The sequence below is a fragment of the Exiguobacterium sp. B2(2022) genome (assembly GCF_028823655.1).
Lineage (GTDB): Bacteria > Bacillota > Bacilli > Exiguobacteriales > Exiguobacteriaceae > Exiguobacterium > Exiguobacterium aestuarii_A.
Map to the genome: position 1 here is coordinate 1 of NZ_JAPEHX010000014.1, position 22,328 is coordinate 22,328.

Consider the following 22,328-nt stretch of genomic DNA (forward strand, 5'->3'; position numbering starts at 1 on the left):
GCTCTGCTGACGAACGAGCACGCGGTCCCCGTCCAAAATTCCGGCGTTGATCATCGAATCTCCGGAAACGGACAACATGTATACATTATCTGAACCGACGATATGTGCCGGGAGCGGGAAGTGTTCTTCCACGTTCTCGATGGCGGTAATCGGTGTCCCGGCGGTAACTTTCCCGATGACCGGTACGTACATGACGGACTCTTGCTCTTCCATTGTCGGCATATCTTCAGTCAAAATTTCAATCGCGCGAGGTTTCGTCTTGTCTCGACGGATCAACCCGCGTTTTTCCAAACGATCTAAGTGACCGTGTACGGTCGAACTAGAAGCAAGGCCGACGGCTTCTCCAATTTCACGAACAGAAGGCGGATATCCCTTTGCCCGAACTTCGTCTTTGATGAAATCAAGAATCTGTTGTTGTCGCGCTGACATTTTTTTCATTATGTTCACCTCGATGTAATCGAATAACCTGCAAACGCATCCTATTCTTTATGTGTCTAGTGTAACACAAGAACACATGAGCGTACAAACATTCGTTCGTTTTTTTGTGTTGACCGAACACGGGTTCTTGTTTTATGATGAGAAAAGATAAACGAACAAACGTTCTAACGAACATATATTCTTATACAGGAGGCAATGTAATCATGAAAGACACACTTAACGGAATCATTTTAGTCGGGATGCTCTTGGTCGGGATGTTCGCTTTTTATTTGGCAGGGGAGATGCGAGGGGAACCGGCAGTAGTCGAACCAGTCGTCACTACGGAGGAACGTACGATTGAAGAAGAAGTCGCTTATGTCCAAGCGGAATCACTCGAAGCACAAATTATGGCAGAGCGAGAAGAGCATAATGAACGAAAAACAAAATGGTATGCCGCTGAGTGATTGTTGATCATTGCGAACCGTTCTCGAACTGTGTATCGTAAGGAATGAATGCGATGAAAGGGAGTGATGCGATGCGAGTCGTCATCTATTGTCGGGTATCGACGAACAAGTCCACCCAAGAGACATCACTCAGTCGACAAGTCGATGAATTACAGCATCTGGCTTCGCAACTAGGGGCAGAAGTCATAGAGATCATTACGGAGCAAGAGAGTGGATATGAAGTGAATCGACAGGGGCTCCTTGATTTGCTTGACCATGTGTCGATGTCTGATTTGGATGCCGTACTTGTCACGGACGACAGTCGTCTGGGACGAGGAAATGCTAAGATTGCCATCTTGCACACATTGATGAAGCATGACGTTCGGTTGCTGACGATGCAATCAACGTCGGACTATGTCGTTTCTGATGCCGAAAAAATGGTATTAGAAATTGTCAGTGTTGTGGAAGAGTATCAACGTAAAATTCACAACGCTAAAATTTCTCGTGGGATGCGCCGTGCCGTCGCCAACGGATTCAACCCACAGCGCAATATTCAAAACAACGATCAAGGTGGGCGACACCGAATCGAAGTGCCGATTGAGGAGATTATCCAACTGCGCGAGCGCGGGTTGACGTTTGCTGAGATTGCGGCAACACTCCGTGGATTCGGTTATGAAGTGTCGAAAGCGACCGTCAATCGACGGTATCTCGAGCACCAGTCAGTAGCTGAAACTTGATTCTTCCTCTCTGATTTTGTAAAGTATAAGAACAAATTCACTAGAGAGGGGGCGAGTCAGATGTTAGCACCAGGACAATTGGAGCGAATCAATTTCCTCGCCAACAAAGCGAAGACAGAAGGACTGTCTCAAGACGAAATGAACGAACAACAAGACTTGCGTCAAGAATATTTGAAGGCGTTCCGTCAATCGTTCAAGTCACAAATGATGGGGATGAAGGTCGTCGATCCAGATGGGAACGACGTCACCCCGGAGAAGTTGAAAGAAGATCAAAAACGCTATCGTGGCGAGTGATGTTGAATGCACATCCTATTTCGTATAGGATGTGCATTTTTGTTATACACGAACGGACATCAGACGAACGGATTACAGTTTTTTTAAGGCAATTGAAGGAAACGATTTCACTTAATGTGTTATACTAATTAATTAGTTGTGACACACGAATGAGTGTGATAAAATATGACGGGTAGAAAACCTTCTTAACACAGAGAGGATGAAATTAGTGGAAACAACTACTAAAGAATTATTAGCGATTAACTCGATCCGGACGCTTTCAATCGATGCGGTCCAAAAAGCGAACTCTGGTCACCCAGGGATGCCGATGGGTGCTGCACCTATGGCGTTTACACTTTGGACAGACAAAATGCGTCACAACCCGAAAAACCCGAACTGGTTCAACCGTGACCGATTCGTTCTTTCGGCAGGTCATGGATCGATGCTCTTGTATTCGCTCCTTCACTTGTCTGGATATGATTTGTCGATGGACGACCTTAAATCATTCCGTCAAATGGACTCGAAGACTCCTGGTCACCCAGAATACCGTCATACGGCTGGTGTCGATGCGACGACGGGACCACTTGGACAAGGGATTGCAATGGCTGTCGGGATGGCCATGGCAGAGAAGCATTTAGAAGCGACTTACAACCGCGACGAGTTCAACGTCGTTGACCACTACACGTTTGGGATTTGCGGAGACGGAGACTTGATGGAAGGTGTATCGGCAGAAGCGGCATCACTCGCTGGTCACTTGAAGCTCGGTAAACTCGTCGTTCTTTACGATTCAAACGATATCTCACTCGATGGCGATCTTCACAAGTCGTTCTCTGAAAGCGTAGAAGACCGTTTCAACGCGTACGGATGGCAAGTCATTCGTGTCGAAGACGGAACAGACATCGATTCAATCGCAAAAGCAATCGATGCAGCGAAAGCGGAAACGTCAAAACCGACATTGATCGAAGTGAAAACGGTCATCGGTTTCGGTTCACCGAACAAATCTGGTAAATCTGCGTCACACGGTGCTCCACTTGGAGATGCTGAAATCGAATTGACGAAACAGTTCTATAAATGGGAAGGCGAGTCATTCTACGTACCAAACGAAGTATATGACTTATTCAACGAGAAAGTTGTCGAGCCTGGCGCGAAATATGAGTCAGACTGGAACGAACTCGTAGAAGCGTATAAAGCGGCACACCCAGAACTCGGTGCACAGTTCGAGCGTGCGATGAACAACGAACTTCCTGAAGGTTGGGACAACGAGTTGCCAACATTCGAAATCGGTTCGAAAAAAGCAACACGTCAAACGAGCGGTGAAGTCTTAAACGCAATCGCGAAAGCAGTCCCGACACTCTTCGGTGGATCTGCTGACCTTGCAGGGTCAAACAACTCGATGATTAAAGGTGCAGTGGACTTCGATGAAGATCCAGCTGGACGTAACATCTGGTTTGGTGTACGTGAGTTCGCGATGGCGGCAGCTGTAAACGGAATGGCACTTCACGGTGGCGTCCTTCCTTACGGTGCGACATTCTTCGTCTTCTCGGATTACCTTCGCCCGGCAGTTCGTCTTGCTGCACTCATGGGACTTCCGTCAACGTTCATCTTGACGCACGACTCGATTGCAGTTGGTGAAGATGGCCCGACACACGAGCCAGTTGAACATTTGATGAGTTTCCGCGCGATGCCGAACCTCTCTGTTCTTCGCCCGGCAGACGGGAAAGAAACAATCGCTGCTTGGAAACAAGCGGTAACATCGAAAACGACACCTTCACTCCTCGTCTTGACACGTCAAGCGTTGCCAGAGCTCGAAGGCACATCAGTTGAAACGGCAGCAAAAGGAGCATACGTCGTTGCAGGTGAATCGAAAGATGCAGACGTCCTCTTGCTCGGTACGGGTTCTGAAGTACACGTCCTCGTTGAAGCGCGTGAGCAGCTTGCGGCTGAAGGCGTGAATGCGGCAGTCGTATCGATGCCATCATGGGAACTCTTTGAAGCACAATCTGCTGAATATAAAGAGTCTGTCCTTCCATCTTCAATCACGAAACGTGTATCACTTGAAGCGGGTGCGACACTTGGATGGTATAAATATGTAGGATTCGGTGGGAAAGTACTCGGAATCGACAAGTTCGGAGCATCTGCACCTGGGGACCTCCTCATGAAAGAGTACGGCATGTCAGTCGACAACGTCGTCAATGCAGTAAAATCACTTTAATCTCAAGTTAGATTGTTGTGACGGCCATTCGTTTGGCCGTCACTTTTTTTCTGGACGACTAGCGAAGTTGTTCAATTTAGTGTATAGTAAAAAACGATGTTTCATATGGTAGAGGAGGTAAAGCCTTGAGTACATTATTCTGGATTCTTCTTGTCGTGGCAGCACTCATCGGGGGTATCGCGATCGGATTCTTCATCGCGCGTAAATACATGATGAACTACCTTGAACAGAACCCGCCAATCAATGAAGATATGATTCGTACGTTGATGATGCAAATGGGTCAAAAGCCATCACAGAAGAAAGTCAACCAAGTGATGCGCGCCATGAACGTGCAGATGAAAAACGAAAAGAAATCATAATCAATCACGAGAGCACTTCGGTATCCGAAGTGCTTTTTTGTTTCCTCTTTTTGTTAGACAATCGAACAAACTTTCGCTACGATTAATGAATAATCTTCATATAAAGACAAAGGGGGCGTTTCATATTCGTGTATTTAAACAATTGTCTTGGTTTTTGCGTCTCGAGTGGAAGACGTATGCACTCGGCATCGTCTTACTCATATTCGTGGCAGGGCTAGAATTGATTCCACCGCGTATCATTGGCCGAATCGTCGACGAAATCAACCGAGGTTCACTCTCGTCGAATACGCTTTGGATGTTACTCGGGGGTCTCGCAGCAGTCGGGATTGGGAATTATGTTGCCCGCTTCTTTTGGCGCTATTTCATCTTCGGCGCTTCGATTCGACTAGGGAGAATGTTACGTAGCCAACTGTATCGGCACTTTACCGATCTCGATCAACGATTTTACAAAAAGTCACGTGTCGGCGACCTGATGGCCCACGCGACGAATGATGTGCAGGCCGTATCGATGACGGCAGGTGCGGGAATATTGACACTCGTCGATAGCGTGACGCTTGGGACGTTCGTCATCATTACGATGATCACGACGATCAGTTGGAAGCTCACACTCGTTGCTTTACTCCCTCTGCCGATCATGGTCGCTCTGACGACACGGTATGGGAAGATGTTACATAGCCGCTTTGGCGTCGCCCAAGCAGCATTTTCAGAATTGAATGACAAAGTGCAAGAGAGTGTCAGTGGAGTTCGTGTCTTAAAGTCGACCGGGGAAGTCGACCGAGACATGGACTCGTTTGAGAACTTATCGAGTGAGGTTATGGCAAAAAACGTACGAGTCGCCAAAATTGATGCGTTATATGATCCGACCATCTTTGGGATTGTTGGCTTGTCCTACATCCTCTCGGTCGGGTATGGCGCCGTCTTGATTGAACAAGGTGAATTGACGATTGGACAAATCGTGAGCCCTTCGGTTGGTTATTCAACATTGTCGAGCGTGGACGGGCATCGTATGACCGAATCGAGCGAATGCTCGCCGTCAAACCGGAGATTCAAGATGACCGAATGGCCGCGACAACACTTGCACATTCAGAAGTGGAAGTCGATGTGCGACACTTCGCTTATGACGAGACCGTTGTACTCCGTGATGTCCATTTTCGGATTGAGCGCGGAAAGACGATTGGCATTGTCGGCAGGACAGGTGCGGGTAAGACGACGATTGTCCGTCTGTTGACCCGTGAATATGATGTGAAAGACGGAAAGATTAAAATCGGAGGCATCAATATTCGCCAAGTGAAAAAATCATTATTGATGGACAAAATTGCCGTCGTGCCACAAGATCATTTCTTGTTCTCCGATTCGATTGCGAACAATATCGCTTTCGGAAGACCCGATGCGAGTATGGAAGAAATCATCGAGGCGGCTAAAGTCGCGGAGGTGCATGAGGATATCATCCGGCTACCAGAAGGGTACGCGACGCTTGTCGGGGAACGCGGTGTGACGTTGTCAGGTGGACAGAAACAACGGATTTCCATCGCGCGAGCGCTCATGACTGAAGCGGACGTCTTGATTTTGGATGACGCGCTATCTGCCGTCGATGCGAAGACGGAAGAGTCGATCATCGAACACTTCCGTGTCGGAAACCCTGAACAGGCACGGGTGATTGTAGCGCATCGACTCTCTGCTGTTGAACATGCAGACGAGATTCTCGTGATTGAAGACGGCAAAATCGTCCAACGAGGTCGCCATGATGCATTGCTTCAAGAGACGGGTTGGTATCGTGAAACATACGATCGTCAACAACTTGAGGCGATTGTAGAAGGGGGTGGACACGATGAAGCATGATGTTCAAGAATGGCAGGTCATTAAACGGCTACTCAGTTATGCAAAACGATACGGGAAGTCGCTCAGTATCGCTTTCGTCTTCCTATTGATTGCGACAGGTGCCAAATTGGCAGGTCCGTTTTTAATCAAAGTGTTCATCGATGAGTTCGTCACGCCAGGTGTCTACCCGACGAACTGGGTCATCGCACTCTTCACGGTCTATATGGTTCTACATGTATCCGCAATCGTGTTTGATTATCTGCAATCGATTTCGTTTCAAAAGATTGCGTTGAAGATTGTTCAGAACATACGAATGGATATTTTCCGCCACGTCATGGGGATGCGGCTCGCTTATTTTGACCGAACACCAGCGGGCGTCCTCGTGTCACGGATTACGAATGATACCGAGGCGGTCAAAGAACTGTATGTCGGTGTGATGAGTACGTTCGTCCAGTCGGCTGTTCAATTGATTGGGACGTATATTTTCCTATACATATTGGAACCACCACTAGCGACGATGGGGCTTGTCTTATTGCCACTCTTCTGGCTCATCATTTGGGCGTATCGTCGTTTCTCAACGAAATATTTCGCACAAGTGAGGGACCTCTTGTCACAGCTCAACGCCCAATTGAACGAGTCGATCAACGGCATGGGGATTATCCAACAGTTTCGTCAAGAAGAGCGGCTCATCCGTCAATTCGAAGAGACGAATGAGGCGCACCAAGAGGCACGATATCGGAACTTAAAGCTCGACAGTATGTTGCTGCGTCCAATCATCGAACTCCTTCTTGCTTTCTCAATTATCGGTCTACTCGGGTATTACGGGGTGCTCTCAATGAGTGAACAAGTACAGGTCGGGGTTGTCTACGCATTCATCAGCTATATCGAACGGATTTTCCGACCAGTTCTCGATATTATGCAGCGATTGAGTGAGTTCCAACAAGCTGTCGTATCGGCAGACCGTGTCTTTAAAATCTTGGATACAGATGAGCCGGCACCAGGAAAACAAATGCCGGGCGAGGCTCGGATAACAGAAGGTGAAGTGCGGTTCGAGAACGTGACGTTCAGCTACGATGGGGAAGTCGATGTGTTAAAGCAAATCTCATTCGTTGCAAAACCTGGTGAGACGGTCGCGCTCGTGGGTCATACAGGTAGCGGGAAGAGTTCGATTATCAACTTATTGACCCGCTTCTATCCATATGGTTCGGGTCGCATCACCATTGACGGGCAGCCTCTCGAACAATTTGAAGAGCAAGAGCTTCGTAAACAAGTCGGATTGGTGCTACAAGATCCGTTTCTATTCACTGGGACGATTGAAGAAAATTTAAAGCTATTCAATCCGGATATCGATTCGGAACGTGCCCGTGAAGCCGCTGAGTTTGTTCAGGCGCACACGTTCATCGAGAAGTTAGATGCCGGGTACGGTCATGTTGTCGGAGAGCGTGGCGCGACATTTTCGAGCGGTGAGCGACAATTGCTCGCATTTGCGCGAACGGTCGCCCGTAATCCGAAAGTACTCATCCTCGACGAGGCGACGAGTTCGATTGATACGGAGACAGAAGAACGCGTACAGACGGCGCTCGACCGTATGCGCCGTGGTCGTACAACGATTGCGATCGCTCACCGTCTTTCAACGATTCAAGATGCTGACTTGATTTTAGTCCTGCATCGAGGAGAAATCGTCGAGCGTGGGAATCATCAGCAGTTATTGAAGCAAAACGGTCTGTACAAAAAAATGTATGAATTACAGTCTGGACAACGTCTGATGTCTTGAATTGGAAGGGATACCTATTGGGGTGTCCTTTTTCCATGGAAAAAAAGCTCGCCACGGAGAGTGACGAGCCATCAAGGTCAATTCGAATGCTGATCTTTTTTATGCTTTGAGAGGACATGACGAGTAATGAGAGAGTCAAGTTCTTGACTGACCAGAATGACTTCTGGTGAGGTCCAAGTGTGCTTTGACGCGATTTTATACAGTTCATCACGTTTCTGTTCAATGGCCTGGTGTAGTGTATCTGCTGCGGTGACTGCCACGTTCGTTCCCCCATCATGTAAATTAGAATTTTGCGAACTAGAATATCCAAATCTTAGCACCTACGTTTACAGATGACAAGTTTCATTTCCATTTCAAAAATTACAAAATGATGTTTCGTTCTGAAAGAAAAGATTCGAGCAATTTAAATAGGTTTTCGCTATAATGGTCGTGAAAGGTGGAAATCGTCATGGAAGTCACATTATGGCTCGCATTTGGGGCGGGCGTCTTATCGTTTTTGTCACCATGTACGCTCCCGTTATATCCAGTGTTTCTCTCGTATATTACAGGGGTTTCCGTATCTGAATTAAAAAATGAAGGATTGAAACAGCGTACAGCTTGGTTCCACACGTTTTCGTTCTTGTTCGGCTTTTCGATTGTCTTTCTCGTGCTTGGATTATCAACTTCGTTAATTGCAGACGTCTTCATCCAGTATAAAGATAGTTTGCGGATGTTCGGCGCCATTTTAATTTTCGTGTTCGGCGTCTTTTTGGCCGGTCTATGGCAACCGCAATTTATGATGCGCGAAAAGAAGATGGACATTGGCGAGCGAAAGAGCGGCTATTTCGGAACCATTTTAATCGGAATTGGTTTTGCTGCGGGATGGACGCCGTGTACGGGGCCGATTTTAGCAGGTGTGATTGCACTTGCGGCAACCAATCCGAGCCAAGGTCTCGGTTACATGTTGGCGTATGTCATCGGTTTCGCGATTCCATTCTTAGTGATGGTCGCGTTTGTAGGCAAGATCAAGTACTTAGCACGTAACAGTGCAAAAGTTGCAAAAGTCGGCGGCTATCTGATGATGGCATTCGGCGTATTATTATATTTTGACGGAATGAACCGCTTCGCTGCTTGGATGAGCGAACTTGTCGGATTCACCGGATTTTAAGGGGTTGACCGAGATGTCAATGTTATGGGGGTCGACTCTCGTTGCGTTATTGATGGGTATCGTGGCGAGTTTCGTGCGTGTGAAAGCATCAGCGAAACCGACGAATGCAAAAAAAATCTTAATTCCACCACTTGCGATGACGACCGGGATGATTCAGTTCTTGATTCCCGCATTTCGTTTATCGTGGGTCGAAGTACTTGAGGCGTTAGCGGTCGGGCTAATCTTTAGTCTGTTCCTCATCAAAACGTCAAACTTCGAAAAACGGGACGGAGAAGTATACTTGTCACGCTCAAAAGCATTTTTTATCGTCGTATTCGCGCTACTTGCGATTCGTACGGCAATGAAAGTTTGGGTCGGGCATGAAGTCGATATCTTCTCGACAGGTGGATTGTTCTACTTGATTGCCTGGGGGATGATCGTCCCATGGCGAATCGCGATGTATCAAAAGTATAAACGAATTGCAATTACGTAAAAAATGGAGTGGCTCATGGCCGCTCCATTTTTGATTACGATTCTTTTGTGACAGCCACTTCCGTCTCCGAATCGATTCCCGTGTTTGCTTTGACGAGAATCCGTTCGTAGTTTCCGGCGGCTTCGTCAGATTTCGTGACGAGCGTACCGATGATGGCTGCAAGGAAACCGAGTGGGATCGAGACGATGCCTGGATTCGAGAGCGGGAAGAGTGCTTCTCCAATGAAAATGGCTGAGCCGTCCGGTGCCCATAGGTTCGGACTGAGTGCGACCAGGATTAAAGAAGAGAACAAAAACGTCTCCAGAAAATCGTGAAGAGAATGACTGGTAAGTTCGCACTTGCTGCAACAGCAAAGGCGAGTGATACGAGAAACGCCACGTTCATCGATTGAGCGAAGAACGCAAGTCCCATCGAGACGAGGGCGACGGCCACAGAAGCGATCCGGGCGGCTTTTACTTGTTCCTTCTCTGTCGCTTCCCCTTTCCGGATAATGTGACCATAGAAGTCGTGAGCGAAAGCAGAAGCGGCTGACAAGACAAGACCGGCGACGACCGCTAGAATGGTCGCGAATGCGATGGCTGCCACGAAGGCGAACAGGAGGTCACCACCGAGTACTTGCGCAAGGAGAGGAGCCGCCATGTTACCTGCAGGGTTCGCGGCGAGAATGGCGTCTCGTCCGACAAAAGCTGCTGCCCCGAAACCTAAGAAGATTGTCAAAATGTAGAACGCTCCAATGATCCACGTCGCATATACGACCGACTGTCTTGCCGTCGGTGCATCTTTGACGGTAAAGAATCGAATCAAGATGTGTGGAAGACCAGCTGTACCGAGTACGAGTGCCATATTTAACGAAATCGTATCGAGCGGGAGCTTGAACTTGTTGCCTGGGTTCAAGAAGTCACTACCGAGCGGTGTGGCTTTGCTCACTTCATTGAACATCGTCATGATTGAGAAGTCGAATCGTGCAAAGACGAGAAATGAGATGATGGCTGTCCCAATCATCAATAAGACGGCTTTTGTGATCTGTACCCATGAAGTCGCCGTCATCCCACCGAATACGACGTAAACCGTCATCAATATCCCGACGACAACGACACTTGTCGTATACGGGATGCCGAGCAATAGTTCAATCAATGCACCGGCCCCAACAAGCTGGGCAATCATATAAAAAATAGAGATGACGATGGCATTCATCGCAGCGACACCACGCACGCGTGGCTTATTGAAGCGAGCGGCAATCATGTCGGCCATCGTATACTTCCCAAGATTGCGGAGTGGCTCCGCGACGAGATAGAGGACAACGAGATAGGCAACGAGGAAGCCGATGGAATAGAAAAAGCCATCAAATCCAGCGAGTGCGATCATGCCTGCAATCCCTAAGAAGGAGGCGGCAGACATATAGTCCCCTGCAATTGCGAGACCGTTTTGGAAACCAGTCAACCCACCATCAGCCGTGTAGAAATCACTGGCGGTTTTCGTTTTTCTAGCGGCGAAATATGTAATGACAAGGGTGAGACCGACAATGGCGGTAAAGAGGGCAATTGCTGTCCAGTTCATGATTTCACCTCTTCCTTCAATTGTCTCACGAGTGCATCAAAGCGCCGGGCACGACGACTATAAAGCACGCACAGTGTCCACGTCATAATAAACTGGGAGAAGGCGAACGCCCAAGCCCAAGTGATGTCACCAACAATTTTTGTATTCAAGATCGTTGTGTAACTTGTCAAAACAGGAAGCGTGAAATAGAAAATAAGTGAAAAGATGATAGCGGGAACGATAAAACGATTTTTTTCACGCATCAATTGGTGGAACCTCTCGTGTTCTGTGATCGACTGAGCGGAATGGCTACTGGTCGTTTGGGTAACTTGCGTCACGTCATGCATAAAATCCCTCCTAAGCTGTAAGATAAATCCATTATGCGATGGAAAAATGAGAGGAGTCATGCCTTTTTTTCATGTCGAATTCACTAATACTATCGTAATATTGGTCATACCAATTTGTTGTAAGCGTTTTCGATATTGTCTAAATATTGAACGTTATTTCTATATAATTAAAATCGGAAGAAAAGGTACTTTCGACCCAATAGGCATAATGCACAATTCGACAAAATAAAAAACTCTAACCAAAATGGAAAGAGTTTACTGCTGAAAATAGTGTTCGTAAGGTGTCCAGTCGATTTGTTCTTCGGCTAGCGCTTTTTTAAGGAATTTGTGGTCTCGCTTCGGCGTTGCGGCAATATATCCTTTTACAACGAGTTCGGTCGTCATCGTCTTTGCACGAGATTCGAGGGCAAACTGACCGATCTTGCCTGCGATTTTTCGGATGGCGACGTCTCGAAATAGTTCTGGAACCGGTGAAACGAGTCGGTCTAATAAGGTTCGCGTTTCCGGCGTCCATAAGTGACGCGTTCTCTCTATATAATCATCCTCAATGTCTAAAATGGAACGCCCGTCTTCTTTCGGCATTCGTTTTAAAAACTTACGAAACATGAAGTACCCGCCAATCGTCATGAGTCCGATCATGACGAATCCCCAGAATACAATGAAATACATCATCAAGTTTTCTGGCATCGTCTTTCCCCCGTTCTATACATTCACTTACTGTCATCGTTAGTATACAAAAAAGAATCCATTTGCAAAAGGCGTACGTCTTGTTAGGATAGACGAACTCAATCGATTTCGTTAGAATAGATAGCGTTGCTACGAGAATAAGCATGAAGTGAGTCGAGAAAGGAAAGGTCTATCGTATATGAGCCAATTGAAACAAGAAGTCGAGAGACGCCGAATATTCGGGATCATCTCTCACCCGGATGCGGGTAAGACGACATTAACAGAGAAGTTACTTTTGCACGGTGGTGCAATTCGTGAAGCGGGTACCGTCAAAGCGCGTAAAAATTCAAAGCACGCCAAATCAGACTGGATGGAAATTGAGAAGCAACGTGGAATCTCTGTTACATCTTCTGTCATGCAATTCATCTATCAAGACAAAGTCGTGTCGATCATGGATACACCTGGGCACAACGATTTCGGTGAGGACACGTATCGCGTATTGACATCGGTCGACAGTGCGGTCATGGTCATCGATGCCGCGAAAGGGATCGAGACGCAGACGAAGAAGCTATTCCAAGTTTGTCGTATGCGCGGTATTCCAATCTTTACGTTCATGAACAAATTGGACCGACAAGCAAAAGACCCGCTTGAATTGATGGAAGAACTTGAGGAAGTGCTCGGCATGCCTTCAGTTGCCATCACATGGCCGATCGGCAGCGGGATGCAGTTCGAAGGTGTTTATGACCGAATGAAAAATGAAGTTCATTTGTTCCGCGGAGACAAGTCGACCCTTCAACTAAGTGAGGACGGGGTAAACGACCCGGTGCTCGCTGACCATCTTTCTGAAGAGAACTTGACGAATCTTCGCGATGAGATCGATCTTCTCGACGGAGCAGGGAATGAGATTGATGTGGAAGCAATCCAAAGTGGTAAATTGACGCCAGTATTCTTCGGAACGGCGCTCGTTGACTTTGGTGTGACTGCGTTCTTGAATCATTATTTGGAGATGTCTCCAGCTCCAGAGGCCCGTAAATCGAACGTCGGTCCAATCAATCCGACATCAGAAGATTTCAGTGGGTTCGTCTTTAAGATTCAAGCGAACATGAACCCGGCGCACCGTGACCGCATCGCATTCGTCCGGATCTGTTCAGGTGTGTTCGAGCGAGGAATGGACGTCACACTCACGCGAACCGGCAAGAAAATCAAATTGAGCCAGTCTACACAGCTCATGGCCAACGATCGTGAGACGGTTGACCAAGCGTTCGCAGGAGATGTCATCGGGATCTATGATTCAGGTACGTATCAAATCGGGGATACGATCACGACATCCAAACAAAAAATCGCCTTTGAAGCATTGCCAACTTTCCCACCTGAGTTGTTTATGCGAGTATCACCAGTCAACTCGCTCAAGTCGAAACACTTCCACAAAGGTGTAGAGCAACTCGCGCAAGAAGGGGCGATTCAAGTTTATCGCAACGAATACAATGAGATTTATCTCGGTGCGGTCGGTCAACTCCAGTTTGAAGTGTTTGAATATCGTTTGAACAATGAGTATGGCGTAGACATCCGGATGGAACCTGTATCATACAGCGTTGCACGTTGGGTAAAAGATAAAGAATTGAAAGCGTTGAAACCTTTCCAAGACTCACGGAACATGCTCGTCACTGACCGCTGGGAACGTCCGGTCTTCCTGTTCGCGAACGAGTTCACGTATGAGCGGTTCGCTGAACGTCATGCGGACGATTTGACTCTCGTCGAGGCTTTAGATGTCAACGAAGAGATTGGAACAGAAGAATAATGTGCAAACACCTCAGTTTTGAGGTGTTTTTTTGTCGTTTATCCCTTTCTAAATGAATTGATAAGTTTTACTTATGACCAATTTGTGACGGAATGTATTTTACGTCACGCTATACTTGTATTATGATAAATATGTGAAAAGTAAGCGATTACGCATTGTCGTGTGGTCGGCGCTTTCAAAAAGGGGGAAATTGCAATGGAACAGACGAATGTTTTAGACGCGTTCGCATCTCGGACATCGTTCGAGGCGAATGGACAATCGTATGATTTTTATCGATTGAAAAAGTTAGAAGAAGAAGGGTTAACGAACATCAGCCGTTTACCTTATTCGATTCGCGTACTTCTCGAATCGGTACTCCGTCAACAAGACGGTCGCGCGATTACAAAAGAACATGTCGAGAACTTGGCAAAATGGGGTACTGCCGACGTCTCGAAAGACATTGACGTACCGTTCAAGCCGGCACGCGTTGTACTTCAAGACTTCACAGGTGTACCGACGGTCGTAGACCTTGCTTCACTTCGTAAAGCGATGGCGGACCTCGGTGGAGACCCGAACAAAATCAACCCAGAAATCCCTGTCGACCTCGTCGTTGACCACTCTGTTCAAGTAGATGCGTACGGTTTCGCTGGCGCATTGATGAAAAACATGGACATAGAATTCGAACGTAACGAAGAGCGTTATAAGTTCTTACGTTGGGCTCAGACGGCATTTGACAACTATCGTGCCGTACCACCTGCAACGGGGATTGTTCACCAAGTAAACTTAGAGTACTTGGCATCTGTCGTCCTCGAGAAGAACGATGAAGCAGGTACTGTGGCTTATCCAGATTCACTCGTCGGAACGGATTCGCACACAACGATGATCAACGGACTCGGTGTTCTTGGTTGGGGCGTTGGAGGAATCGAAGCGGAAGCAAGTATGCTCGGTCAACCATCTTACTTCCCAGTGCCAGAAGTCGTCGGTGTCAAAATCATCGGTGAAGTCAACCCTGGTGTAACAGCGACAGACGTAGCACTCGTCGTAACAGAGATGCTCCGTCATGAAAAAGTAGTCGGGAAATTCGTTGAATTCTTCGGACCGTCGCTTCACACGATGCCACTTTCAGACCGTGCAACAATCGCGAATATGGCGCCAGAATATGGCGCGACATGTGGATTCTTCCCAGTCGATACGGAAACATTGAACTACATGCGTACAACTGGCCGCTCTGAAGAATTGATCTCACTCGTTGAAGAATACTCAAAAGCGAACGATCTCTTCTACACGCCAGACCAAGCTGATCCAACGTTCACGAAAGTGTTGACGCTCGACTTGTCAAAAGTTGAACCTTCACTTGCAGGTCCAAAACGTCCACAAGACCGAATCAACCTCTCAGACGTTCAAACATCGTTCATCGATAGCTTGAGCGCTCCAGCAGGGAACAGCGGCTTTGGACTTAACCGTTCTGAACTTGAGAAGAAGGCGACTGTCAACTATGAAGACGGTGCCGTCGACATGAGCACAGGAGATGTCGCGATTGCTGCCATCACAAGCTGTACGAACACATCAAACCCTTACGTTATGGTCGGTGCCGGACTCGTTGCGAAGAAAGCGGTAGAACGCGGCTTGACTGTTCCAAAATACGTGAAGACATCACTCGCGCCAGGTTCGAAAGTCGTAACGGACTATCTTGACAAAGCTGGCTTGACGTCTTACTTGGATGAACTCGGCTTCAACACAGTCGGTTACGGCTGTACGACATGTATCGGAAACTCGGGTCCACTTGACCGTGAAGTCGAAGAAACAATCACGGAGAACGACTTGCTCGTATCTTCTGTCCTTTCTGGGAACCGTAACTTTGAAGGACGTGTTCACCCACTTGTGAAAGCGAACTTCTTGGCGTCACCACCACTCGTCGTCGCTTACGCACTCGCAGGATCAGTCAACTTCGACATCATGAACGATTCGTTCGGTACGGACAAAGATGGAAATGAAGTGTACTTCAAAGACATCTGGCCATCAAACGATGAAATCAAAATGGTCGTACAAGACGTCGTGTCACCAGAAGCGTTCCGTAAAGAATACGAAACGGTCTTCACTGGTAACGAGCGTTGGAATGCGTTAGACGTTCCGGAAGGTAACTTGTATGACTTCTCAGATGAGTCGACATACATCCAAAACCCACCATTCTTCGAACAACTCGAACCAGAGGCGGGCGAAGTTCATGCATTGAACGGCTTACGCGTCATCGGAAAGTTCGCGGATTCGGTCACGACTGACCACATCTCGCCAGCGGGATCATTCTCGAAGACGACACCAGCTGGTCAATACCTCCTTTCTAAAGGGGTAGAGCCAATCGACTTCAACTCTTACGGTTCACGTCGTGGTAACCATGAAGTCATGATGCGTGGTACGTTCGCCAACATTCGTATCCGCAACCAAGTCGCACCAGGTACAGAAGGTGGATTCACGACTTACTGGCCAACAGGCGAGATCATGCCGATGTATGATGCTGCGATGAAGTATAAAGAACAAGGTACTGGACTTGTCGTCCTTGCTGGAAACGACTACGGAATGGGATCGTCTCGTGACTGGGCTGCGAAAGGGACAAACCTCCTTGGCATTCGTGCGGTCATCGCACAAAGTTTCGAGCGGATTCACCGTTCAAACCTTGTTATGATGGGTGTACTACCACTTCAATTCTTAGAGGGTGAATCAGCAGAATCACTCGGATTGACTGGTGAGGAAGCGATCGATATCCAAGTCGATGAGTCTGTACGTCCACGCGATATCTTGAACGCAAAAGCGACACATGAAAACGGAACGGTGACAGAATTCAAAGTCATCGCACGTTTCGACTCTGAAGTTGAAATTGATTACTACCGTCACGGTGGAATCTTACAAATGGTTCTCCGTAACAAACTTAAATAAGCTTCGGCTTATTAAACCTTCCTTTGAAAAAAGGAAGGTTTTTTTCATGAATATGCGAATTTATGGTGAAAGTTTTAAAAGAATCGGGAACAGGAAGGCAGGGAGGGGTGTGCTTATGGAGCGGGAAGAAAAGAAGAGTAAGAGTTGGTGGAAGCGTTTGACACAGCAAAAAGAGGTGGAGCCTGATCGAGAAATCGACATCTCGTTACCTGAATTACGTCATGCGATTCACGAGTATGAACAGACGTTGCCAAAGGGCGTAAATCGAACCGTCCTACTAGATGACACACAGGAGATTGACACCAAACGATTGAAACATCACTTGTCCGGAATCCCGAAACAGCGTTTCTATATGTCGAAAGAGACGTTTCATATCGTTCCGGAAGAAGAGCGTGATGTCATCTATGAGATGGACCAAGTACAGCGTGCCCTAGACCTGTATATGGACCAAGAGAAAAAATTGCCATTGCGGAAATTTGAAAATGCACTGCAACTAGATTTGACAAGACTTCGAGAGGGAGGTTACTTAAAGACACTTCCAAAAAGACCTTATTATGTGGTGGATGAGACGTTAATTGTCTCGCTTGAACCGAAGGAAACATCTTCTTGACAAGACACCTATCTATTTTTCAGTAAATGACACATTTATGGACATTGGGGTTGAGACTTGTTTAAAAAGTATGTTAGGGTGGAAAACGTATATGAAAATAGAAAATTAAATAGGAGTGATTTTTATGGAACGGAAAAGCCGTGTGACGCCTGTGTTCGTCATTTCTGCAATCATAACTGGCTTATTCACAATCTGGGGATTATTTCCCGAAAGCATTTTAGGAAATGCTAGTCTATTAAATGTAACGAGCACGTTACAAGGCTGGCTCTCAAACGGGATGGGCTGGTTCTACCTGTTAAGTGCGACCGGCTTCTTACTTGTCGCTATCTTTTTAATCTTTTCTCGCTATGGATCGATTCGTCTCGGGAAAGATTCGGACCGACCTGAATTTAGTTACTTGTCATGGTTCGCCATGTTATTCAGTGCCGGGATGGGGATTGGACTCATCTTCTGGGGAGCAGCAGAGCCGCTTCTTCATTTCCATTCACCGCCATTCTCTTCTTTGACACCTGAAGGGGACGCTCGTACTGCGATGCGTTATGCGTTCTTCCACTGGGGATTCCATCCGTGGGCGATTTATGCCATGATTGCACTCGCTATCGCTTATTCAACGTTTAGAAAGGGGCGCCCGGCGACGATTGGAGAGACAATCGGTTCGCTCGTCCACAACCGCTACGAACAACCTGTGAAACAAACGGTCGATATTCTCGCGGTCATTGCGACGGCGTTCGGGGTAGCGACTTCACTCGGTTTTGGTGCTCAACAGATTGCCGGTGGCCTTCATTATCTCATCCCTGGGGTACCGAACGCCTTCGTGACACAGTTGATCATCATCGCCGTCGTAACGGTACTTTACATGATTAGTGCTTCAACGGGTCTTGAAAAAGGGATTCGCATTTTGAGTAACACGAACATTTTCTTGGCAATCGTCTTACTTGTCGCGACAATGTTCGCTGGACCGACAGCGTTCATTTTCGACTTATTCACACAAACCGTCGGGACGTACTTGCAACAACTTCCTGGTATGAGTTTCCGTACGGCCGCATTCGAGCCGGTTGAACGTGAGTGGATCAACGGCTGGACGATTTTCTATTGGGCATGGTGGATCTCGTGGTCACCATTCGTCGGAACGTTCATCGCACGCGTATCTAAAGGCCGTACGATTCGTGAATTTATTATCGGGATCTTACTCGTCCCAACATCGTTCGGACTCTTATGGTTCTCCGTCTTCGGTGGCTCAGCTATCTGGGCTGACTTGTTCGGTGGATACGACTTGATTGGACAAGTGAACGAAATCGGTACAGAAGTCGGACTGTTCGCGTTATTCGAGACGTTTGGTGGTTTTGGGACAGTACTCAGTATTGTCGCAATCTTCCTAATCTCGACATTCTTTATCACGTCTGCTGACTCAGCGACATATGTACTCGGTATGCTCACTTCAAACGGGAAGCTTGTCCCGCCGATGGGTATTAAAATGACATGGGGTGTGATCCAATCATCTATCGCTGCCGTGCTTCTTTACGCTGGTGGGTTGGATGCCCTGCAAGCTGTTGCGATTCTCGCAGCCTTCCCATTCATCTTCGTTCTCCTCTTTATGATTGTCGCCTTGTTCAAAGACTTGGCCGATGAACCTGACGAGCGAGATAAATGGCTCGAAGCACAGAAGAAAGATGAAGATCAATTAGGATAATTTAGAGGGGTCTCGTATGAGACCCTTTTTTCGGTTAAAAATATTTTGCTTGTCCTCTTAGCTAGTGTAGGATAGTAAGTGAAGAAACGAGGAGGATAGGCTATGAAACAACAGATAAAAAAACGGTTGAGCTGGGTCATTTTGGCCGGCATCCTCATTGTCGGGGCATTACTCGCTTATAATTTTTACGTACTCATGAATCTGAATGGTGAAGAGGAAGAACAGGTTGAACCGTTCTACTCAAATGTCGTGATTGGGTATCAAGAGCGTAAACTTCCGAAAGAAGGGGAAACACTCGAAGAACGGGAGTACCTTGTCACGTATGATGAAAACGGACATTTTGTCTCAGAAGTCGTCATGGGACCAAACGTGGGTGCAAAAGCAGAATGGGACGGAGAAACGTATTTGGAGTTTAATCCAGAAGGAGAAGAGGTTCTGCGACAAGAGACCAATTCCGGAGCAGTCGCACCGCATCCATTCCTATCCCGCGCCACGAATGAACAGATTCGCAAATGGCTAGACGATGGCACGCTCGGATCGAGTGAGGGCGAGACAGATTTAGTCGGTCGAACCGCACAAGCTTATGTAAAGTCTGAAGCGGCTGAAACGGTTCCTGAAGAATGGGTTCAAAATTATCCGTCTATTTTCAGTGAAGAAGAAAACAAAGAGACAGTCACATATTATGTCGACGCGAACGAACGGATTTTGCTTGCGGCAGAATCGCGGAATAACGGAAAGTTGTTCCATTCGATTCGGATGACGTCTTTTGAATCAAGATAATCCGATGGGGAGCAGACAACATGTCGGCTCCCTTGTCGTCTGAAAGGGAGAACAGAATGAAACAAATTCAAGTTGAACAAGTTCAAACGGATTTGACGAGCTGGGAAGCTGGAGAAAAGATTAATGAGGCGGCGCTCTTATCTTATGCGCACTGGTCACGTGCGACTGGGCATGAAGAAGAACTGATTCGTTCATTGACATTGCTCGCTACACATCGACTCGAGCAGAAGGAGTCGATGGACCCGTTATTGAACCGTTGGGTGAAAGAATTAGAGTCGATGAATGCGTTACCGCCTGAATTACGTCTGTTTCAATTGAACGAGCAGTTGCGTCGTTCAAAGCAAGCGCTCCAAATTGATTGGCCGACACTTCGCGAAGCGGATTACGCCTCAATGAAGGTACAAATTTTGACGGAATACGAGTCAAAAACATCTGCACTACTTGACCAACTCGACCGACTTCACGATGAAGTGGAGGCGGCCAAGTCTGATTTGCGAGACTCAGAATGGCGGGGGCAACTCGAAAAAATCTTTGAGGCCATCATCGAGGCGATGCAGGAAGTCGCATCGTTAGAGGATGATACGGCATCTTTACTCGCATCGATGCAAGGGAACTACTTCAGTCGAGAAGCGTTTCGTCGCTTCGGTGAACGCGTTGTACTCGTCAAAGAGCGACTCGATACAATCTGTCAGTTGCTGCCGGAACGCAAAACGGAGACACGCTCAAGCGCCATCGAATCACTTGAGGAAATGATTGGTCTAGATGACATCAAAGACCGTGTGAAAGCATGGTATCGCTTCCTGCTCTTCCAGAAAGAACGAGAAAAAGCAGGCTTTTCATCGAAGCACCAACCCTCTCTTCATCTTGTGTTTACGGGTAATCCAGGTACCGGGAAAACGACGCTGGCTCGACTCATGGCAGAGATTTACTTTGAACTCGGCCTGCTCAGTCGACCAGATCTCGTTGAGGCAGATCGCTCTAGTCTTGTCGGCGCATATGTCGGACAGACGGAAGAACAAGTGATGAATAAAGTCAAAGAAGCAGAAGGTGGCGTTCTGTTCATCGATGAGGCATATGCACTAAAACGTCAAGATGCAAGCGGAAGTGACTATGGGCAAGCTGCAATCGACACGCTCGTCGCAGCGATGACGAGCGGCGAATATGCCGGGAAGTTTGTCGTCATCCTGGCCGGTTATCCTGAAGAGATGCGTCATTTTCTACTTGCAAACCCTGGTTTACGCTCACGATTCCCCGAATCGAATCACTACGAGTTGCCAAACTATCGGGATGAGGAATTAGTCGCAATCGGTGAAAAAGTGGCACAGGAAAATAATTATGTGTTGACGGAGGAAGCAAAACGGTCACTTCTGACACGGATCGACCGTGAACGAGTCGATTCGACGTTCGGGAACGCGCGAACGGTTCATAACATCTTACTCGATGCGATGTTTAAAAAAGGATCTCGTTTCGGTGCAGATGCCCCTCTAGACGAGATGGCGCTTTTGACCGTAGAAGATTTTGATCAACCCGAAGAAGATGCGAGTCCAACATCGCTGGACGACCTTGTCGGTATGGAAGATGCCAAAGCACAATTGGCAGAGATTGAAGCACTCGTGAACATTCAAAAGAGAAGAAAAGCGCTCGGTCTGAAGACAGCACCCGTCCAACTTCATATGACACTCACAGGGAATAGTGGAACGGGTAAGACAACTTTTGCATATCTATATGCTCAAATGTTGAAGCGTACAGGCTATTTGAAGCGTGGACATGTCAACGTTGTCAGTCGAGCAGATTTGGTCAGTGGCTATGTGGGACAGACCGCACAAAAAACGAAAGCGGCGATTCGTGATGCACTCGGTGGCGTATTACTCATTGACGAGGCATACAGCCTGAATGGAGGAGCGAATGACTACGGTCGAGAGGCAATCGATACACTTGTCGATGAAATGCCGAAACATGGCGAAAACCTTGTTGTCGTCCTTGCGGGGTATGAAGGTCCGATGAGACGGTTGATTGAATCGAATCCTGGACTAAGCAGTCGCATGAAACGTACGATTCATTTTGAAGATTATTCGCAAGAACAACTAGTCGAGATTGCTGTGAACTATGCAAACCAATTTGGATACGAGCTGGACGAACAAGCGATTGAAGCTTTATCGCTTCGATTGAGTGAAATCAAACATGCAAATGCACGGACCGCTTTGTCTGTGATCGATGAGTCAATCGCTCGTCAATCATACCGACTCATGTCGGAGGAAGAGAACGAGACATCACTCCAACAATTATTAGTAGTAGATATTAAGAGTAAACTATAATACACTAGTAGCAGGAAAGAAGGA

18 protein-coding genes and 2 pseudogenes are annotated in these 22,328 nt (G+C 47.3%); 15 read left to right on the top strand and 5 right to left on the bottom strand.

From position 1 onward, the window contains the following. Nucleotides 1–438: transcriptional repressor LexA (lexA, locus tag ON063_RS04125; protein WP_274664331.1), on the bottom strand; the 438-nt coding region annotated here is incomplete at its 3' end. 203 nt (nt 439–641) lie between these two features. Here lexA and ON063_RS04130 point away from each other — a divergent pair. From ON063_RS04130 to ON063_RS04160, 7 genes and pseudogenes are all read left to right on the top strand, one after another. Then, nucleotides 642–881, top strand: a complete 240-nt coding sequence (locus ON063_RS04130) for a hypothetical protein (protein ID WP_074033200.1) — start codon at nt 642–644, stop codon at nt 879–881. A 71-nt stretch (nt 882–952) separates the two neighbouring features. Then, on the top strand, nt 953–1,597 hold the full coding sequence (locus ON063_RS04135) for a YneB family resolvase-like protein (protein WP_074033881.1): 645 nt from the start codon (nt 953–955) through the stop codon (nt 1,595–1,597). Between the two features lie 60 nt (nt 1,598–1,657). Next, a complete protein-coding gene (locus ON063_RS04140; RefSeq protein WP_078147028.1) occupies nt 1,658–1,891 on the top strand; it encodes a DUF896 domain-containing protein in 234 nt (77 codons plus the stop codon). A gap of 199 nt (nt 1,892–2,090) precedes the next feature. After that, nucleotides 2,091–4,082 carry a transketolase gene (gene tkt, locus ON063_RS04145; RefSeq protein ID WP_274664332.1) on the top strand — a complete coding sequence of 664 codons (1,992 nt, stop codon included), beginning with the start codon at nt 2,091–2,093 and terminating at the stop codon, nt 4,080–4,082. A gap of 125 nt (nt 4,083–4,207) precedes the next feature. Then, nucleotides 4,208–4,441 (top strand): YneF family protein, encoded by a 234-nt coding sequence (locus ON063_RS04150; RefSeq protein ID WP_012726454.1) that lies wholly within the window; start codon nt 4,208–4,210, stop codon nt 4,439–4,441. Nucleotides 4,442–4,565: 124 nt separating this feature from the next. Further along, nucleotides 4,566–6,280: pseudogene (locus ON063_RS04155) on the top strand (ABC transporter transmembrane domain-containing protein). Next, the gene (locus ON063_RS04160) at nt 6,270–8,033 is read left to right on the top strand and encodes an ABC transporter ATP-binding protein (protein WP_274664333.1); all 1,764 of its coding nucleotides are present in this window, start codon (nt 6,270–6,272) and stop codon (nt 8,031–8,033) included. The pseudogene ON063_RS04155 and the gene ON063_RS04160 overlap by 11 nt, the downstream one beginning before the upstream one ends. A gap of 77 nt (nt 8,034–8,110) precedes the next feature. Here ON063_RS04160 and ON063_RS04165 read toward each other — a convergent pair whose 3' ends face one another. Then, nucleotides 8,111–8,293: an aspartyl-phosphate phosphatase Spo0E family protein gene (locus ON063_RS04165; RefSeq protein WP_074033196.1), complete on the bottom strand. Its 183-nt coding sequence runs from the start codon at nt 8,291–8,293 to the stop codon at nt 8,111–8,113. 188 nt (nt 8,294–8,481) lie between these two features. Here ON063_RS04165 and ON063_RS04170 point away from each other — a divergent pair, with 188 nt between their 5' ends. Both ON063_RS04170 and ON063_RS04175 read left to right on the top strand, forming a co-directional pair. Continuing rightward, nucleotides 8,482–9,180, top strand: a complete 699-nt coding sequence (locus tag ON063_RS04170) for a cytochrome c biogenesis CcdA family protein (RefSeq protein WP_274664334.1) — start codon at nt 8,482–8,484, stop codon at nt 9,178–9,180. A 19-nt stretch (nt 9,181–9,199) separates the two neighbouring features. After that, the gene (locus tag ON063_RS04175; RefSeq protein ID WP_074033875.1) at nt 9,200–9,652 is read left to right on the top strand and encodes a CcdC family protein; all 453 of its coding nucleotides are present in this window, start codon (nt 9,200–9,202) and stop codon (nt 9,650–9,652) included. Between the two features lie 34 nt (nt 9,653–9,686). Here the strand turns inward: ON063_RS04175 and ON063_RS04180 are convergent. The 3 genes and pseudogenes from ON063_RS04180 to ON063_RS04190 all read right to left on the bottom strand — a co-directional run bounded on the left by ON063_RS04180 (nt 9,687) and on the right by ON063_RS04190 (nt 12,222). After that, a pseudogene (locus ON063_RS04180) lies at nt 9,687–11,209 on the bottom strand (solute symporter family protein). Continuing rightward, nucleotides 11,206–11,535: a DUF485 domain-containing protein gene (locus ON063_RS04185; RefSeq protein WP_274664335.1), complete on the bottom strand. Its 330-nt coding sequence runs from the start codon at nt 11,533–11,535 to the stop codon at nt 11,206–11,208. Before ON063_RS04185 ends, ON063_RS04180 begins: the two are co-directional and overlap by 4 nt. A gap of 255 nt (nt 11,536–11,790) precedes the next feature. Beyond that, the gene (locus tag ON063_RS04190) at nt 11,791–12,222 is read right to left on the bottom strand and encodes a DUF2621 domain-containing protein (protein WP_274664336.1); all 432 of its coding nucleotides are present in this window, start codon (nt 12,220–12,222) and stop codon (nt 11,791–11,793) included. A 178-nt stretch (nt 12,223–12,400) separates the two neighbouring features. On the opposite strand from ON063_RS04190, the gene ON063_RS04195 reads away from it, so the two are divergent. The 6 genes from ON063_RS04195 (at nt 12,401) to ON063_RS04220 (ending at nt 22,304) form a co-directional block, all read left to right on the top strand. Continuing rightward, complete coding sequence (locus ON063_RS04195) at nt 12,401–13,999, top strand: peptide chain release factor 3 (protein ID WP_074033192.1); 1,599 nt, start codon at nt 12,401–12,403, stop codon at nt 13,997–13,999. Between the two features lie 195 nt (nt 14,000–14,194). Further along, nucleotides 14,195–16,909, top strand: coding sequence for an aconitate hydratase AcnA (gene acnA / locus ON063_RS04200; protein ID WP_274664337.1), 2,715 nt, complete (start codon nt 14,195–14,197; stop codon nt 16,907–16,909). A gap of 115 nt (nt 16,910–17,024) precedes the next feature. Continuing rightward, the gene (locus ON063_RS04205) at nt 17,025–17,519 is read left to right on the top strand and encodes a DUF3939 domain-containing protein (protein WP_274664338.1); all 495 of its coding nucleotides are present in this window, start codon (nt 17,025–17,027) and stop codon (nt 17,517–17,519) included. A 124-nt stretch (nt 17,520–17,643) separates the two neighbouring features. Further along, the gene (locus ON063_RS04210; protein WP_274664339.1) at nt 17,644–19,209 is read left to right on the top strand and encodes a BCCT family transporter; all 1,566 of its coding nucleotides are present in this window, start codon (nt 17,644–17,646) and stop codon (nt 19,207–19,209) included. A gap of 102 nt (nt 19,210–19,311) precedes the next feature. Next, a complete protein-coding gene (locus ON063_RS04215; RefSeq protein WP_274664340.1) occupies nt 19,312–19,989 on the top strand; it encodes a hypothetical protein in 678 nt (225 codons plus the stop codon). Nucleotides 19,990–20,045: 56 nt separating this feature from the next. Next, nucleotides 20,046–22,304, top strand: coding sequence for an AAA family ATPase (locus tag ON063_RS04220; protein WP_274664341.1), 2,259 nt, complete (start codon nt 20,046–20,048; stop codon nt 22,302–22,304). Nucleotides 22,305–22,328 lie beyond the last annotated feature (24 nt).

Bases quoted from the DNA above. Each gene is read 5' to 3' on its own strand.
- ON063_RS04140 (WP_078147028.1), top strand. From the start codon at position 1,658: ATGTTAGCACCAGGACAATTGGAGCGAATCAATTTCCTCGCCAACAAA.
- acnA (WP_274664337.1), top strand. From the start codon at position 14,195: ATGGAACAGACGAATGTTTTAGACGCGTTCGCATCTCGGACATCGTTC.
- ON063_RS04195 (WP_074033192.1), top strand. From the start codon at position 12,401: ATGAGCCAATTGAAACAAGAAGTCGAGAGACGCCGAATATTCGGGATC.
- ON063_RS04220 (WP_274664341.1), top strand. From the start codon at position 20,046: ATGAAACAAATTCAAGTTGAACAAGTTCAAACGGATTTGACGAGCTGG.
- ON063_RS04170 (WP_274664334.1), top strand. From the start codon at position 8,482: ATGGAAGTCACATTATGGCTCGCATTTGGGGCGGGCGTCTTATCGTTT.
- ON063_RS04215 (WP_274664340.1), top strand. From the start codon at position 19,312: ATGAAACAACAGATAAAAAAACGGTTGAGCTGGGTCATTTTGGCCGGC.
- tkt (WP_274664332.1), top strand. From the start codon at position 2,091: ATGAAATTAGTGGAAACAACTACTAAAGAATTATTAGCGATTAACTCG.
- ON063_RS04185 (WP_274664335.1), bottom strand. From the start codon at position 11,535: ATGCATGACGTGACGCAAGTTACCCAAACGACCAGTAGCCATTCCGCT.
- ON063_RS04135 (WP_074033881.1), top strand. From the start codon at position 953: ATGCGAGTCGTCATCTATTGTCGGGTATCGACGAACAAGTCCACCCAA.
- ON063_RS04175 (WP_074033875.1), top strand. From the start codon at position 9,200: ATGTTATGGGGGTCGACTCTCGTTGCGTTATTGATGGGTATCGTGGCG.
- ON063_RS04160 (WP_274664333.1), top strand. From the start codon at position 6,270: ATGAAGCATGATGTTCAAGAATGGCAGGTCATTAAACGGCTACTCAGT.
- ON063_RS04210 (WP_274664339.1), top strand. From the start codon at position 17,644: ATGGAACGGAAAAGCCGTGTGACGCCTGTGTTCGTCATTTCTGCAATC.
- ON063_RS04190 (WP_274664336.1), bottom strand. From the start codon at position 12,222: ATGCCAGAAAACTTGATGATGTATTTCATTGTATTCTGGGGATTCGTC.
- ON063_RS04130 (WP_074033200.1), top strand. From the start codon at position 642: ATGAAAGACACACTTAACGGAATCATTTTAGTCGGGATGCTCTTGGTC.
- ON063_RS04205 (WP_274664338.1), top strand. From the start codon at position 17,025: ATGGAGCGGGAAGAAAAGAAGAGTAAGAGTTGGTGGAAGCGTTTGACA.